Annotated in this window: 14 protein-coding genes; 9 read left to right on the forward strand and 5 right to left on the reverse strand. The window is 70.0% G+C overall.

The genetic code is table 11. From position 1 onward, the window contains the following. Positions 1 to 30: 30 nt before the first annotated feature. The 8 genes from E0W78_RS04720 to E0W78_RS04755 all read left to right on the forward strand — a co-directional run bounded on the left by E0W78_RS04720 (position 31) and on the right by E0W78_RS04755 (position 8,365). Entirely contained in the window at positions 31 to 1,302 is a 1,272-nt protein-coding gene (locus E0W78_RS04720; RefSeq protein ID WP_131402705.1) for an aminotransferase class I/II-fold pyridoxal phosphate-dependent enzyme, read from the forward strand. A 1-nt stretch (position 1,303) separates the two neighbouring features. After that, the gene (locus tag E0W78_RS04725; protein WP_131402706.1) at positions 1,304 to 2,422 is read left to right on the forward strand and encodes a glycerate kinase; all 1,119 of its coding nucleotides are present in this window, start codon (positions 1,304 to 1,306) and stop codon (positions 2,420 to 2,422) included. 108 nt (positions 2,423 to 2,530) lie between these two features. Continuing rightward, positions 2,531 to 2,908 carry an iron-sulfur cluster assembly accessory protein gene (locus E0W78_RS04730; RefSeq protein WP_131402707.1) on the forward strand — a complete coding sequence of 126 codons (378 nt, stop codon included), beginning with the start codon at positions 2,531 to 2,533 and terminating at the stop codon, positions 2,906 to 2,908. Between the two features lie 135 nt (positions 2,909 to 3,043). After that, the gene (locus E0W78_RS04735; protein WP_242686228.1) at positions 3,044 to 3,982 is read left to right on the forward strand and encodes a carbohydrate kinase family protein; all 939 of its coding nucleotides are present in this window, start codon (positions 3,044 to 3,046) and stop codon (positions 3,980 to 3,982) included. A 199-nt stretch (positions 3,983 to 4,181) separates the two neighbouring features. After that, positions 4,182 to 4,940, forward strand: coding sequence for a cytochrome c oxidase subunit II (gene coxB / locus E0W78_RS04740; RefSeq protein WP_242686229.1), 759 nt, complete (start codon positions 4,182 to 4,184; stop codon positions 4,938 to 4,940). A gap of 83 nt (positions 4,941 to 5,023) precedes the next feature. Beyond that, positions 5,024 to 6,685: a cytochrome c oxidase subunit I gene (gene ctaD, locus E0W78_RS04745; protein WP_242686247.1), complete on the forward strand. Its 1,662-nt coding sequence runs from the start codon at positions 5,024 to 5,026 to the stop codon at positions 6,683 to 6,685. Between the two features lie 2 nt (positions 6,686 to 6,687). Next, a complete protein-coding gene (locus E0W78_RS04750) occupies positions 6,688 to 7,083 on the forward strand; it encodes a cytochrome c oxidase subunit 4 (RefSeq protein ID WP_131402710.1) in 396 nt (131 codons plus the stop codon). Between the two features lie 79 nt (positions 7,084 to 7,162). Beyond that, the gene (locus E0W78_RS04755; RefSeq protein ID WP_131402711.1) at positions 7,163 to 8,365 is read left to right on the forward strand and encodes an Ig-like domain-containing protein; all 1,203 of its coding nucleotides are present in this window, start codon (positions 7,163 to 7,165) and stop codon (positions 8,363 to 8,365) included. An 87-nt stretch (positions 8,366 to 8,452) separates the two neighbouring features. Here E0W78_RS04755 and E0W78_RS04760 read toward each other — a convergent pair whose 3' ends face one another. The 5 genes from E0W78_RS04760 to E0W78_RS04780 all read right to left on the reverse strand — a co-directional run bounded on the left by E0W78_RS04760 (position 8,453) and on the right by E0W78_RS04780 (position 13,527). After that, the gene (locus E0W78_RS04760) at positions 8,453 to 9,052 is read right to left on the reverse strand and encodes a hypothetical protein (protein WP_131402712.1); all 600 of its coding nucleotides are present in this window, start codon (positions 9,050 to 9,052) and stop codon (positions 8,453 to 8,455) included. A gap of 227 nt (positions 9,053 to 9,279) precedes the next feature. Further along, on the reverse strand, positions 9,280 to 10,989 hold the full coding sequence (locus E0W78_RS04765; RefSeq protein WP_131402713.1) for a cytochrome bc complex cytochrome b subunit: 1,710 nt from the start codon (positions 10,987 to 10,989) through the stop codon (positions 9,280 to 9,282). Further along, positions 10,986 to 12,044, reverse strand: a complete 1,059-nt coding sequence (locus tag E0W78_RS04770; RefSeq protein WP_131402714.1) for a Rieske 2Fe-2S domain-containing protein — start codon at positions 12,042 to 12,044, stop codon at positions 10,986 to 10,988. The genes E0W78_RS04765 and E0W78_RS04770 overlap by 4 nt, the downstream gene beginning before the upstream one ends. Beyond that, on the reverse strand, positions 12,041 to 12,877 hold the full coding sequence (locus E0W78_RS04775) for a cytochrome c (RefSeq protein ID WP_131402715.1): 837 nt from the start codon (positions 12,875 to 12,877) through the stop codon (positions 12,041 to 12,043). Before E0W78_RS04775 ends, E0W78_RS04770 begins: the two co-directional genes overlap by 4 nt. A gap of 74 nt (positions 12,878 to 12,951) precedes the next feature. After that, a complete protein-coding gene (locus E0W78_RS04780; RefSeq protein ID WP_278249418.1) occupies positions 12,952 to 13,527 on the reverse strand; it encodes a heme-copper oxidase subunit III in 576 nt (191 codons plus the stop codon). 87 nt (positions 13,528 to 13,614) lie between these two features. On the opposite strand from E0W78_RS04780, the gene E0W78_RS04785 reads away from it, so the two are divergent. Then, positions 13,615 to 14,019, forward strand: a complete 405-nt coding sequence (locus E0W78_RS04785; RefSeq protein WP_242686230.1) for a hypothetical protein — start codon at positions 13,615 to 13,617, stop codon at positions 14,017 to 14,019. Positions 14,020 to 14,024 lie beyond the last annotated feature (5 nt).

Raw genomic sequence — 14,024 nt, forward strand, 5'->3', positions numbered from 1 at the left:
CCGGCCCGCCGCGCGCGATACCGTTTCCCGGTGAGCCTCCAGACGCTTCCCCGCGACCAGATCCAGCACCTCCACGACGAGCACCTGGCGGCCTACCGCCGGCTCCAGGACGAGCAGCTGACCCTGGACATCACGCGCGGCAAGCCCTCGCCGGCCCAGCTGGACCTGTCCGAGGTGCTGCTGTCGCTGCCCGGCGCGATCCGCCAGGACGCCTCGGGCACCGACGTGCGCAACTACGGCGGCCTCGACGGCAACCTGCAGCTGCGCCAGACGTTCGCCGAGATCCTCGGCATCCCGGTCGAGCAGCTCCTGGCCGGCGAGAACGCCAGCCTGTCGGCCATGCACGACGCCATCGTCTACGCGCTGCTGCACGGCGTGCCCGGCTCGGAGCGTCCGTGGAGCCGCGAGGACTCCATCGCCTTCATCTGCCCGGTGCCCGGGTACGACCGCCACTTCGCGATCACCGAGCGCTTCGGCATCGAGATGCTGACCGTGCCGATGCTCGAGGACGGCCCGGACATGGACGCCGTGCGCGAGCTCGTCGCCGACCCGTCGGTCAAGGGCATGTGGCTCGTGCCGACCTACTCCAACCCGACCGGCTACACGGTGAGCGAGGACGTCGCCCGCCAGCTGGCCGAGATGACCACCGCGGCACCGGACTTCCGCATCTTCTGGGACAACGCGTACGCGGTGCACCACCTGACCGACGAGCGCACGCCGTCGGCCGACCTGCTGGGCCTGTGCGCCGCGGCCGGCAACCCCGACCGCGCGTTCGTGTTCGCGTCGACGTCCAAGGTCACGTTCGCCGGCTCCGGCGTGGGCTTCTTCGGCTCCTCGCCGGCCAACGTCGAGTGGTGGCGCGAGAACATCTCCTTCCGCACGATCGGCCCGGACAAGGTCAACCACCTGCGGCACGCGATGTACCTGCGCGACGCCGAGGCCGTCCACCAGCTCATGGCCGGGCACCGCGAGATCCTCGCGCCGAAGTTCGACACGGTGCTGCGCATCCTGTCCGACCGGCTCGGCCCGCACGAGGTCGCGACCTGGACCCGGCCCAAGGGCGGCTACTTCGTGAGCCTGGAGGTCGTGGAGGGCACGGCCAAGCGCGTCGTCCAGCTCGCCCGCGAGGCCGGCATCGCGCTCACCCCGGCCGGCTCGGCCTTCCCGCACGGCATCGACCCGCGCGACAGCAACATCCGCATCGCCCCGTCGATGCCGACGGTCGACCAGCTCGAGGTCGCGATCGACGGACTGGCCACGTGCGTGCTCCTGGCCGCGACGGAGCAGGCGCTCGCGTCCTGACATGACCCGCGTCCTGGTCGCGCCCGACAAGTTCGCCGGCACGCTCTCGGCCCCCGAGGCCGCCCGGGCGATCGCCGAGGGCTGGGCGCGCCGCGCCCCGGACGACGTCCTGACCCTCGCGCCGATGGCCGACGGGGGGCCGGGCTTCGTCGACGTGCTGCACGCGTCGCTCGGCGGTGACCTGGTGCCCGTGCCGGTGCGCGGACCGCTCGGGGAGCGGCTGGTCGTGACCCTGCTGGTCACCGACGACGCGGTCCACCTCGAGTCGGCGCAGGCGTGCGGCCTGGCCGTCACCACCGAGCGCCGTCCGCTCGAGGCCTCGACCTGGGGCGTCGGCGAGGCGCTGGCCGCGGCCGTGGGCGTGGCCCGCGAGCGCGGTCTCGGACGCGTCGTGGTCGGCCTGGGCGGCAGTGCGACGAACGACGGGGGAGCGGGTCTGCTCGGCGCCCTCGGCGCGACCGCCGACGGACCGCTCGAGGCCGGCCCGGACGCGCTGGAGGGCGTGAGCCACGTCGACCTCGGCCCGGCGCGCGACGCCGTCGCCGGGCTCGAGCTCGTCGCCGCCACCGACGTCACCAACGTGCTGCTCGGGATGTTCGGCGCCACCCGGACGTTCGGCCCGCAGAAGGGGCTGGACGAGGACCAGGTGCTCCGCGTCGACCGGCTGCTCGACGGCTGGGTGCAGGCGGTCTGCGGCACGACCCCCGCCGAGCGCCGGGTCGCCGACGCCCCCGGGTCCGGCGCGGCCGGCGGCCTGGGCCTCGGGCTGCTGCTCCTCGGCGCGCAGGTGCGCTCGGGCATCGAGCTGGTCGCCGAGGCCGTCGGGCTGCCGGCGCTCGCCGCCGCCCACGACCTGGTGCTCTCGGGCGAGGGCGCGTTCGACCACTCCTCGCGCAGCGGCAAGGTCGTCCACGGCGTCGCCACCGTCGCGGCGGCGGCCGCGCGTCCGTGCGTCGTCCTGGCCGGACGCGTCACGGTCGGCAGCCGTGAGATGCGCGCCATCGGCGTCGAGTCCGCGTACGCGCTCACCGACCTGGTGGGGGAGACCACGGCCATGGCCCACCCGTACGAGTCGCTCGTCCACCTGGCCGAGCGGGTCGCCAGGAGCTGGACGCGCTGAACCTCCTGGCCGGCCCCGGTTAGGATGGAATGAAAGCGTCGTCGGCGCGGTTGTCGATGACGTGACCTCGATCCTGAGGCCCCACGCAAGCCAACGCAGGGAGACGACATGACGACGGACAGCACCGCCACCCCGGTGGAGATCCAGTCCCAGAAGCCCATCGACGGCGTGCAGCTCAGCGACGGCGCCGCGGACAAGGTCCGGAGCCTGCTCGCGCAGGAGGGCCGCGACGACCTGGCCCTGCGCATCGCCGTCCAGCCCGGCGGCTGCTCGGGCCTGCGCTACCAGCTCTTCTTCGACGAGCGCACGCTCGACGGCGACGAGATCCGCGACTTCGACGGCGTCAACGTCGTCGTCGACCGCATGAGCCTGCCCTACCTCCACGGCGCGACGATCGACTTCGTCGACACCATCGAGAAGCAGGGCTTCACGATCGACAACCCGAACGCCACGGGTTCCTGCGCGTGCGGCGACAGCTTCCACTGAGCCGCACCGCGCGGCGCGCGTAGCACGCCACGACCCGACGATCCCCTCGGCCGCCCTCACGGGCAGGCCGGGGGGATCGTCTAGTCTGGGCCGGTGCGCATCGCGGTAGCTGGATCGGTCGCGACCGATCACCTGATGACCTTCACCGGCAAGTTCGCCGACTCCCTCGTCCCGGACCAGCTCGACAAGGTCGCCTTGTCGTTCCTCGTCCAGGACCTCGACATCCGCCGCGGCGGGTGCGGGGCGAACATCGCCTTCGGCCTGGCCCAGCTCGGCCACGCGCCGCGGCTGGTCGCGTCCGTGGGCCCGGACTTCGAGGAGTCCGGCTACCTGGCGTGGCTGCGCGAGGCGGGCGTCGACACCTCGACGCTGCACGTCTCGGAGCAGCACACCGCCCGTTGCACCATCACCACGGACGAGTCGCAGGCCCAGATCGTCACGTTCTACGCCGGCGCCATGTCCGACGCGCGGCACATCGACGTCGAGGCGCTCCACGCCGCCGACCCGATCGAGCTGCTGCTCATCGGCCCCGACGACCCCGACGGCATGGTCCGCCACACCGAGGCCGCCCGCCGGCTCGGCATCCCGTTCGCGGCCGACCCGTCCCAGCAGCTGGCCTGGGCCGACGGCGACCTGATCCGCGAGCTGGTCGACGGCGCCGCGTACCTGTTCAGCAACGACTACGAGGACGCGCTCATCCAGCAGAAGACCGGCTGGAGCGCGGCCGACGTCCAGGCGCACGTCGGCACCCGGGTCGTCACCCGGGGCAAGGACGGCGTCACCGTCTTCACCGCCGAGGGGGAGCAGGTCGACGTGCCCGCCGTCCCCGGCATCACCGCGGTCGACCCGACCGGCGTCGGCGACAGCTTCCGCGCCGGGTTCCTGGCCGGCATCGCCGCCGACCTGTCGCTCGAGCGCAGCGCGCAGGTCGGCTGCACGATCGCCGCCGGTGTCGTCGAGACCATCGGGACGCAGGAGTACCGCGTCACCCGCGAGGGCTTCCTCGGCCGGGTGAAGCAGGCCTACGGCCCCGAGGCGGCCGACGAGATCGGCGCCGCGCTGCACCTCCTCTGATCCTCCGGGGACCGCTCGCGGGGTCGGCCGACACAGCCCGACCCGCACCGCGGCGGTCCCGGCACCCTGGAGTAGGGTGCTGTTGTCGTCAGCTGTGTCTTGACAGTCAGAAAGGCGCCACGTGGTTCGCATGAAATGGGCGGTCATCGCCCTCGGGATGGCGGTGCTCGCGGGATGCTCCCCGCGCGACGAGTCCGACTTGAAGCGCCTTGCGCTGCCGATCGCCGGAAGCGACCGTTCCGACGCGATGTGGAACGTCTGGCTCGGTGCCTGGATCGCCGCCGGCGTCATCGCCGCGATCGTCCTGTTCCTGATCCTGTACCCGGCCGTCGCGCACCGTCGTCGTCACCCCGACGAGGTGCCGCCGCAGGTCCGGTACAACCTGCCCATCGAGGCGCTGTACACGATCGCGCCGGTCATCATCGTGGCGGTGTTCTTCTACCACACGGTCACCGCGCAGAACGAGATGATCAAGGACGTCGAGAACCCCGACCACACGGTCACGGTCGTCGGCTCCAAGTGGCAGTGGTCGTTCAACTACCAGGACGAGCAGGCCGTCTCCGACGACGTGTTCGACCTCGGCACGCCGGAGGACCCGGCCGAGCTGTGGCTCCCGGTCGACGAGTCGGTCCGGTTCGAGCTGCTCTCGCCGGACGTCATCCACTCGTTCTGGGTGCCCGAGTTCTACTTCAAGATGGACGTCGTCCCCGGACGTGAGAACTCCTTCGACCTGACCCCCACGCGTGAGGGCACGTTCACCGGCCGCTGCGCCGAGCTGTGCGGCGTCTACCACACGCGCATGATCTTCAAGGTCCACGTCGTCTCCCGGGCGGAGTACGACGCGCACCTGCAGGAGCTCGAGCAGGCCGGCGCCGTCGGCGCCCCCGAGGGCCAGGAGTACGCCAAGGAGCTCGCGGGACCGAGCGACGACGATGCACAGGATGGAGCTGGCAACTGATGGCAACCACCGCAGCGTTCGACGCGGGTGATGCGCGCACCGCCGCGCGGTCGGAGTCCTTCGGCCGTCGGGCCGTGCGGATCATGACGACGACCGATCACAAGGTGATCGGCAACATGTACATGATCACGTCGTTCGTGTTCTTCATCATCGGCGGCATCCTGGCGCTGCTGATCCGCGCGAACCTGGCTCAGCCGGGCTCGAAGCTGCTCAGCGACGAGACGTACAACCAGATGTTCACGATGCACGGCACGATCATGCTGCTGATGTTCGCGACGCCGCTGTTCTTCGGCTTCTCGAACGCGATCATGCCGCTGCAGATCGGTGCCCCGGACGTCGCGTTCCCGCGGCTCAACATGTTCAGCTACTGGCTGTACCTGTTCGGCTCCACGATCGTGGTCTCGGGCTTCTTCGTGCCCGGCGGCGCGGCCAGCTTCGGCTGGTTCGCCTACGCCCCGCTGAGCGACGGGGTCAACAGCCCCGGCGTCGGCGGCGACCTGTGGGTCATGGGCCTGTACATGTCGGGCCTGGGCACCATCCTCGGCGCGGTCAACTTCGTGACGACCATCTTCACGATGCGCGTGCCCGGCATGACGATGTTCCGCATGCCGATCTTCACCTGGAACACCCTGGTGACGAGCCTGCTCGTGCTGATCGCCTTCCCGATCTTCGCCGCCGCGCTGCTGGCCCTGGGCGCCGACCGGATGTTGGGGGCGAACGTCTTCGACGCCGCGACCGGCGGACCGATCCTGTGGCAGCACCTGTTCTGGTTCTTCGGCCATCCCGAGGTCTACATCATCGCGCTGCCGTTCTTCGGCATCGCGAGCGAGATCCTGCCGGTCTTCAGCCGCAAGCCGATCTTCGGCTACGTCGGCCTGGTCGGCGCGACGCTGGCCATCGCCGCGCTCTCGGTCGCGGTGTGGGCCCACCACATGTTCGTCACCGGCGCGGTCGACCTGGCGTTCTTCTCCTTCATGACGTTCCTCATCGCGGTCCCGACCGGCGTGAAGTTCTTCAACTGGATCGGCACGATGTGGGGCGGCTCGGTGTCCATGGACTCGCCGCTGCTGTTCACGCTCGGCTTCATGGTCACCTTCCTCCTGGGCGGTCTGACCGGCGTCATCCTGGCGTCCCCGACGCTGGACTTCGCGCTGTCCGACACGTACTTCGTCGTCGCCCACTTCCACTACGTGGTCTTCGGCACCGTCGTGTTCGCGATGTTCGCCGGCTTCTACTACTGGTGGCCGAAGTGGACCGGCCGGATGCTCGACGAGAAGCTGGCCAAGATCCACTTCTGGCTGCTGTTCATCGGCTTCCACCTGACGTTCCTGGTGCAGCACTGGCTGGGCGTCGAGGGCATGCCGCGTCGCTACGCCGACTACTCGCCGCTGGACGGCTTCACGACCCTCAACGAGATCTCGTCGGTCGGTGCCTTCCTGCTCGGCGCGTCCACGCTGCCCTTCCTGTACAACGTCTGGAAGACGCGCAACGCGCCGCTGGTCGGCCTGGACGACCCGTGGGGCTGGGGCCGCTCCCTGGAGTGGGCCACCAGCTCGCCGCCGCCGCGCCACAACTTCGTGTCGCTGCCGCGCATCCGCTCGGAGAGCCCCGCGTTCGACCTGCACCACCCGGACGTCGCGGCCCTCGAGCTCGCCCACAACCCCGGCGAGAACTCGTCGCTGGCTGACGCCCCGGACGTCGAGGGACGTTCCGAGGCCATCGACCACGGAAAGGACGGTCGCTGAGCATGAAGACCGAGGCTTGGATCTTTGCCAGCTGTGGCATCTTCTTCCTGCTGATCGCCCCGATCTACTGGTTCCTCACCCAGGAGGTCACCGGCACCACGGCGCTGGTCATGACCTTCTTCCTCTGCGCGCTGGTGGTGTTCTACCTCGGCGTCGTCGCCAAGCAGATCCCCGCGCGTCCGGAGGACCGCCAGGACGGCGAGATCGCGGAGGGCGCCGGCGAGCTCGGCTTCTTCCCGCCGTTCAGCTGGTGGCCGCTGTACGCCGCGGGCGCCTTCGCGGTGTGCGTGCTGGGCGTCGTGTTCGGCTGGTGGCTGTTCATCATCGGTGTCGGCTTCGGCGCCGTCGCGGTGTGCGGCTGGGTGTTCGAGTACTACCGGGGCCTGCACGCCCACTGAGGCGCGCACGAGCCGTCCGAAGGTCCCTCTCCCGTCCGCGGGGGAGGGACCTTCTGCATCCCGCTCGTAGACTGTCGTGGTGAGTGCAGCTTCCCGCCTGGCCGCCGTCGTGGCCGTCCTGGTCCTGACGTCCGCCTGCCAGCCGTTCGGCGGTGACGACGACCCCGAGCAGCCCGACGCCCGCGGCGGCTCGGCGACGGCCGACCGCTCCCCGGAGGGCCCGGCCGTGAGCGCCTCGGTCGACGACGGCGCCGAGCAGGTGCCGGTCGACACGGTCGTGACCGCCACGTCCGACGAGGGGACGATCGAGAGCGTCCGGCTGGCCGCCACGGTGGAGGGACAGCGCGTCGAGGTGCCGGGAACGGTCACCGACGGGCGCTGGCAGGCCGACGAGCTGCTCGAGCCGGGTGTCCGCTACCGGATGAAGGTCGAGGCCGTGGGCGACGACGGCGGACGCACGTCCGAGAGCCGCTCCTTCACCACCCAGGCGCTCACGCTGGCCCAGCAGACGTACCCGAGCGTCGCCCCGCTCGACGGCGAGACCGTCGGGGTCGGCATGCCGGTCGTCGTCACCTTCGACCTGCCGGTGAAGGACCGGGCCGCGTTCGAGCAGCACATGACGGTCGACGTGGAGGGCAAGGACGTCCCGGGTGCCTGGCACTGGTTCAGCGACACCGAGGTGCACTACCGCCCGAAGTCCTACTGGCCGGCCCGCTCGACCGTGAAGGTCGACCTCGACGTCAACGCGGTGCCGACCGGCAACGGGACGTTCGGCCAGGACTCGCGCACCGTCACGTTCAAGACGGGCGCGGCCGCCGTCACGCGGGTCGACGTCGCCCGGCACCGCATGACGCACTACGTCGACGGCCGCAAGGTCCGCACGTTCAAGGTGACCACGGGTGACGACAGGCACCGCACCCGGCAGGGCACCAAGGTGATCATGGAGAAGTTCTCCACGATCGACATGGACGCCGCGACCACGGGCGTCGACTCCGCCGACCCGGACTACTACAACATCAAGGGCGTCCGCTGGGCGATGCGCCTGACCTACTCGGGGGAGTTCATCCACGCCGCCCCGTGGTCCACGGGCTCCCAGGGACGTGCCAACGTCAGCCACGGGTGCACCGGCATGAGCCTGGCCGACAGCCGCTGGCTGTACGAGAACAGCCGCCGCGGCGACGTGGTCGTCTACACCGGCAGCCCGCGCAAGCTCGAGCCGCAGAACGGCTGGACGGACTGGAACCAGGACTGGACGACCTGGCAGGCCGGCTCGGCGCTCTGAGGGGCTCTCAGGGCCCCGGCAGGGACGTCCGACGCGGAAGGGCCCCGGTCACCAGGCGGTGACCGGGGCCCTTCGCGTCCGAGCCGATCAGCTCGCCGCGACGAGGCGGCTCTTCTCCGGCGTGAGGATCTTCTTCGACGACAGCATGTCGCCGTAGATGGTGATGTCGTCGTCGCCCTTCGGCACGAAGCGGTAGGCGGCCGCCGCCATGCGGATCTTGGGCATGTCGTCCAGGCACGACCGCTTGACGGTGGCGGTGATGGACCCGTTCTTGCCGTTGCGCGTCCGGAGCTTGGCCGTGCAGGCACGGTCGAAGTCGCGGTCCAGCACCTGAGCGCGGGACGAGCCGTCGGCGCCGTAGAGCGTGAAGGACGCGCTGCGGCGGCCCGGCTTGTAGAACTCGACGTAGAGCGTGGAGCCTGACTTGAGTCGGGAGAACTTGGCGGTGATGGTCACGGACTTCTTCCCGTGCTTGAACCGCACGCCCTTGGCGTCGATGCCCGACTTCTTGCTCGCAGCCGCGTCCAGGCGCTCGTAGTCGTCGTCATCGGAGGACGAGAAGGAGGTGACCAGCACGTCGGCGCGCTTGTCGGTGATCGAGGTCTGCTCGGCGTGGGCGGCCGTGCCGGTGCCCAGGACGGTGATCGCGGCCAGTGCGGCGGCGGTGAGGGCGGGGATGAGGCGCATGCGGGACGTCTTCCTTCGGTTCGTGGATCGAGGGACCCGATCGGCACGCGGCCCGTCCCCCTGAGCGGATCGTAGGGGCGGCCGTCGTCGTCCCGTGGCGTTTCGCCCGGATCGGCGCGACGGCGGGACGCACGGGGGAGGGGAGGGGCCGTGACCGGCCGCCGAGGACGACGAAGGGCCCCGGCCACCGTGAGGTGACCGAGGCCCTTCGCGTCGTCCTGCCGGACTCAGTGCTGCTTCGGGACGCCCGTCTCCGAGACGCCCGCGAACTCCTGGCCGAGCTCCACGGGGTGACCCTCGTGGCCGGCGAAGTGCTCGAGCGCGTGGTCGACGTCGTGCGTCGTCGGCTTGTCGTGCGCACCGGCGTAGTACCAGCGACGCACCTTGTCGCGACGCTTGGCCTTGCGACGGGCCTTGCCGGTCAGCTCCACGCCGTTCTCGTCCACCAGCGGCGTCTCGGTCAGCTCGGGCAGACGCGCGTGGTTGGTGAGCGCGTACTGGCGGTTGACGTCCAGCGGAGCGTGACGCTCGCTGTAGCTGCCGTCCGGCGTGCGCTCCAGGACACCGGTCTCGTAGCCGTGCAGGACGCGCTCGGCGTCCGCACGCTGCAGGCCGATGCAGATGCGCTTGGTGATGATGTACGCCAGCACCGGGAAGACGAAGAAGCCGATCCGGAACACCCACGTGATGGCGAAGATGTCCAGGTGGAACTGCGTGGCGATGATGTCGTTGCCGCCCGCGGCCCACAGCACGCCGTACGCGGTGACGCCGGCCGCGCCGAGGGCGGTGCGGGTGGGCGCGTTGCGCGGACGGACGAGCAGGTGGTGCTCGCGGTCGTCGCCGGTGATCCAGCGCTCGACGAACGGCCAGGCCGCCAGGATCACGAACAGGGACGTCAGGCCGCCGACGGCGGGGATGAAGACGTTCCAGCTCCACGTGTAGTTGAGGAAGCTCCACTCCCAGTTCGGCATGATGCGCACCGCGCCCTCGGCGAAGCCCATGTACCAGTCCGGCTGCGAGCCGGCGGTGACCTCGGAGGGGTTGTACGGGCCGTACACCCAGATCGGGTTGATCTGGATGATCGCGCTCATGAACGCGGTGAAGCCGAACACGATGAAGAAGAAGCCGCCGGCCTTGGCGGCGTACACCGGCAGCACGGGGTAGCCGACGACGTTCTCGTTGGTGCGGCCGGCGCCGGGCCACTGCGTGTGCTTGTGGTAGACGAGCAGCAGCATGTGGGCGGCGATGAGGCCGAGGATGAGCGCCGGGATCAGCAGGATGTGCGCCATGTACAGGCGCGGGATGATCTCGTTGCCCGGGAACTCGCCGCCGAACAGGAAGAACTCGATGTACGAGCCGACGATCGGGATCGAGCGGATCAGGCCGTCGACGAAGCGCAGGCCGGTGCCCGACAGCAGGTCGTCCGGCAGCGAGTAGCCGGCGAAGCCCTCGACCAGGCCGAGGCCCAGCAGGCCGACGCCGATGAGCCAGTTGACCTCGCGCGGCTTGCGGTACGCACCCGTGAAGAACACGCGGAGCATGTGGGCCATCATCGCGGCGATGAACAGCGCCGCCGCCCAGTGGTGGATCTGGCGGACCAGCAGGCCACCGCGGATGTCGAAGGAGATGTCGAGCGTCGAGGCGTAGGCCTGCGACATCTCGACGCCCTGCAGCGGGGCGTACGAGCCGTGGTAGTGCATCTCGGCCATGCTCGGCTGGAACCACAGCGTCAGGAACGTGCCGCTGAGCAGCAGCACGATGAAGCTGTAGAGCGCGATCTCACCGAGCAGGAACGACCAGTGGTCGGGGAAGACCTTGCGGATGAGGCCCTTGCTCAGCGAGGCGCCACCGACGCGCTCGTCGATCCACTTGACCGGGCCGGCGGCCTTCTTGGCGAAACCGGTGTCCTCGACGCGAGGAGTGTCCTCAGCGCTCATGCCTGATCACCCTTATCGAGCTTCTTCTGGTCGCGGTGCAGCTCGGGGTAGCTCGGGGCGACGATGTCGGGGAAGTCGCTGGTGGCGATCAGGTACCCCTCCTCGTCGACGGCGAGCGGGAGCTGCGGCAGCGGCCGGTGTGCGGGGCCGAAGATGACCTTGCCGTTGTCGGCCAGGTCGAACGTCGACTGGTGGCAGGGGCACAGCAGGTGGTGCGTCTGCTGCTCCCACAGGGAGATCGGGCAACCCACGTGGGTGCAGATCTTGGAGTAGCACAGGATGCCGTCGACGCCCCAGTTCTCCTTGCCCTTGGCGGGCGAGATGTCCTCGGGACGCATGCGGACGACGATCACGGCCGCCTTGCTCTTGGCCTGCAGCAGCTCGGTGCCCTCGACGACGCGCTCGCCCTCCTCGTCGACCTCGTAGAAGATCGCGGGCTCGGCGTTGATGAGCTGGCCGACCTCGATGTCGGACGGCTTGATCGGCATGCCGGAGACGTCGTTGACGACCCGCATGCCCTTCTTCCAGACGGTCTTCCACTGGCTGTGGGGGAGCGGGCCGAGGTCACGCAGGACGACGATGGCCGGCAGGCCGAGGGCGGCCATGGCGCCGAGCATGCTGCGACGGATCAGCGGGCGGCGGCCGAAGCCGGACTCGCGGTTCGCGGCGTTGATCGACTCCATGAACGCGGCGCGGTCCTCGGTGGAGGACGCGACCGGGTGGCGCATCTCGACGGCCTCGTGGTCGTCCATGAGCTTCTTGGCCCACTGCACGGCGCCGACGCCGATGAACAGCAGCGACAGGCCTACGGTCGTGCCGAGGGCGAAGTTCAGCGCCGACCAGCCCAGGAACGTGGCGTCGATGTCGACGGCGAAGTACGCGACGCAGAAGCCCAGCGACAGCAGGATCGCGAGGATGAACAGCGTGCTGACCTGGCGCTCGGCGCGCTTGGCCTGCGCGGGGTCGACGTCCGTCGGCCGGGGCAGGTGCGCCGGCAGGCCGGGGTTGTCGATCGGCTCCTCGGCGGGAACGGGGGTGTGCACGTCGTGGCTCATGCGTTCGCCTTCTTCTTGCTGCGTGCGCCGTGCGCGCCGATCCAGATCGCGAAGACGATGAGTCCTCCGATGCCGATGACCCACACGATGAGGCCGTCGACCACGGGGCCGAGGCCGCCGCCGCCGAGACCGCCGTAGTTCGGCTGGTCCTGGACCGTCTTGACGTACGCGATGATGTTGCGCTTGTCCTCGGGGGTGAGGACGTCGTCGGAGAACACCGGCATCTGCTGCGGACCGGTGACCATGGCCTCGTAGATGTGCGCGGCGGTCACGCCCTCCAGCGAGGGGGCGTAGCGACCGCTGGGGAGGGCTCCGCCGGCGCCGACCGAGTTGTGGCACGCGGTGCAGTTGGTGCGGAAGAACTCGCCGCCCTCGGCGATCTCCTCGGGCGTGGCGTTCTGCCAGTCCAGGACGTCCTCGGAGGGGATCGACGGACCGGCGCCCAGGGTCGCGACGTACGCGGCCAGCTGCGAGATCTCCTCGTCGGTGTAGACGGGGGCCTTGCGGGGGGCCTGCGGCGCCAGCTGCGCCATCGGCATGCGGCCGGTGCCGACCTGGAAGTCGACCGCCGCGGCGCCGACGCCGACCAGCGACGGGCCGTAGTTGTTGCCGTCCTTGGTGGTGATGCCCTCACCGTTCTCGCCGTGGCAGCTCGCGCAGCCGACGAGGAACAGCTCGCGGCCGGCCTCGACCGTCCGGGAGTCGTCCGCGGCTGCGGTGGCCGGCGAGCCGGGCTGGAACGCCGCGTACACGCCGCCCATGACCAAGAGACCCAGGACCAGGACGAGCGCCCCCGCCAGGGGGTGTCGTCGTCGGGTCGACAGTTTCCGCACGAAGATCCTCAATTCCTTCACAGGTGCGATCAGGCTACAGCGCCAGGACCGGACGAAGCTGACTTAGGAGACGCTCAGACGATGAGGTAGACGGCCGCGAACAGCGCGATCCAGACCACGTCGACGAAGTGCCAGTAGTAGGAGACGACGATCGCCGAGATCGCCTGCTCGTGGGTGAAGCGACGGGCCAGGAACGTGCGCCCGATCACGAGGAGGAAGGCGAGCAGGCCGCCGACCACGTGGAGTCCGTGGAAGCCGGTGGCGAGGTAGAACAGGCTGCCCCAGGCCGAGCTCTGGATGGTGATGCCCTCGTGGACCAGCTCGGTGTACTCGTAGGCCTGGCCGGCGATGAAGATCGAGCCCATGATGTAGGTCAGGACGAACCACTCGCGCATGCCCCAGAGCTTGAACTGGTGCAGCTTGCCGGTGCGTCCGGGACGGCCGCGCTCGGCGGCGAAGACGCCGAACTGGCAGGTCACCGAGGACAGCACCAGGATCGTGGTGTTCGCGGCCGCGAAGCCGACGTTGAGCTCGGCATGGCTCTCGCTCCACAGGTCGGGCACGACGTTGCGGGTCGTGAACCAGGCCGCGAAGAGGGCCGCGAAGAACATGAGCTCGCTGGCCAGCCACACGATCGTGCCGACAGCCACCGCCGAGGGGCGGCCTTCGGTGCCGTGGAGCCGGGACGCTGGGATCGCTGAGGTAGTCGCCACCCCCTCATTATGTACGATCGCTCCGTGAGCGAACGCGACCCCCTGCGTGTGTTGGTCTACAGCGACGATCTCACCGTGCGCGCCCAGGTGATTTCCTCCCTCGGCCCGCGTCCGCACCCCGATCTTCCGGCCTTCGACTACGTCGAGGTGGCCACCGAGCCGGTGGTCTTCCAGCACCTCGACGAGGGCGAGATCGACCTCGTGGTGCTCGACGGCGAGGCGGCTCCGGCCGGGGGCATGGGCGTGGCGCGGCAGATGAAGGACGAGGTCTTCGACGCCCCGCCCGTCGTGCTGCTGACCGGACGTCCGCAGGACGCGTGGCTGGCGACCTGGTCACGGGCCGAGGCGGTCGTGCCGCGTCCGCTCGACCCGGTGCGCCTGGCCGAGGCGGTCGTCGAGGTGGCCCGCGGGCGCCTCGCGCGCCGCTGACGGCA

The organism is Aeromicrobium sp. IC_218 (assembly GCF_004336805.1).
In the GTDB taxonomy this organism is placed as follows: Bacteria; Actinomycetota; Actinomycetes; order Propionibacteriales; family Nocardioidaceae; genus Aeromicrobium.

What these genes read in the sequence shown, in the direction of transcription:
- E0W78_RS04760 (WP_131402712.1), bottom strand. Translation starts at nt 9,052, where the DNA reads ATGCGCCTCATCCCCGCCCTCACCGCCGCCGCACTGGCCGCGATCACC.
- E0W78_RS04765 (WP_131402713.1), bottom strand. Translation starts at nt 10,989, where the DNA reads ATGAGCGCTGAGGACACTCCTCGCGTCGAGGACACCGGTTTCGCCAAG.
- E0W78_RS04730 (WP_131402707.1), top strand. Translation starts at nt 2,531, where the DNA reads ATGACGACGGACAGCACCGCCACCCCGGTGGAGATCCAGTCCCAGAAG.
- E0W78_RS04770 (WP_131402714.1), bottom strand. Translation starts at nt 12,044, where the DNA reads ATGAGCCACGACGTGCACACCCCCGTTCCCGCCGAGGAGCCGATCGAC.
- ctaD (WP_242686247.1), top strand. Translation starts at nt 5,024, where the DNA reads ATGACGACGACCGATCACAAGGTGATCGGCAACATGTACATGATCACG.
- E0W78_RS04735 (WP_242686228.1), top strand. Translation starts at nt 3,044, where the DNA reads ATGACCTTCACCGGCAAGTTCGCCGACTCCCTCGTCCCGGACCAGCTC.
- E0W78_RS04750 (WP_131402710.1), top strand. Translation starts at nt 6,688, where the DNA reads ATGAAGACCGAGGCTTGGATCTTTGCCAGCTGTGGCATCTTCTTCCTG.
- E0W78_RS04725 (WP_131402706.1), top strand. Translation starts at nt 1,304, where the DNA reads ATGACCCGCGTCCTGGTCGCGCCCGACAAGTTCGCCGGCACGCTCTCG.